Origin of the sequence: Xenorhabdus entomophaga, assembly GCF_037996725.1 — a bacterium.
Lineage (GTDB): Bacteria > Pseudomonadota > Gammaproteobacteria > Enterobacterales > Enterobacteriaceae > Xenorhabdus > Xenorhabdus khoisanae.
Map to the genome: position 1 here is coordinate 1 of NZ_JBBMXH010000277.1, position 853 is coordinate 853.

Here is an 853-nt window from a genome sequence, read left to right on the forward strand (position 1 = left end):
GGACAGCCATATTTACCATCGCCAGAGTGTGCCGGATATCATGAACCTGTTGCTGAAAAAACACCATGTTCAGGCTGATTCCCAACTGGAAGATACGCATCAGAACCGGGAGTACACTACCCAGAAACGGGAATCCGATTATGCATTTTTCTGTCGGCTGGCCGCGGAAGAAGGCATTAGTTTCTGGTTTGAGGATGAAACACTGTTTTTCAGTGACAGCCATTTGGGAATGACGGCTAATCTGCCGTTGCAATACCAGCCACAACCGGATACGGCTCACGGGCAGGACGTGATTTATCAGGTACGTCTGGGTGTCGGCATGGCTCCGAAACGCAGTATTCACCGCGATTACAATCCTGACAGGCCACTTTCTCAGGTGTATCAACTGGAGAGCAGCCCAGAATATCAGGCGATGGGAACGCTGACACCGTATACCATTTACGAAAGTTATGGCCGTTTTCAGCGGGAGGCCGAAGGCAAACCGTTTGTGAAATATCGGCACGAAGTGCTGAAAAACCAGACGCAAAGTGGCAGCGGCAACAGTAACTGTATCAAACTGATGCCGGGTAAAATCTTCGAAATCGACAATCATCCTCATGCTCCGCTCAATACCCGCTGGCAGATTGTCGGGATAAGCCATCATGGCCGCTGCCCGCAGGCACTGGGAGACAATGGCGGCGAAGGCACGACACTGAGTAACGATTTCAGCTTTATTGATGGTTATGCCGACTGGCGCCCCCCATTTCATTACAAGCCACAGGCAGACGGTGATGAAAGTGCGACCGTTGTCGGGCCGGAAGGGGAAGAAATCTTCGTCAACAAAGACGGCGCGATAAAAGTGCATTTTCACTGG

General features: G+C 51.2%; 1 protein-coding gene. It reads left to right on the forward strand.

Annotated features, from left to right (window positions below; translation table 11 throughout):
• Window positions 1-853: type VI secretion system tip protein TssI/VgrG (tssI, locus tag AAC854_RS22750; RefSeq protein ID WP_340619077.1), on the forward strand; the 853-nt coding region annotated here is incomplete at both ends.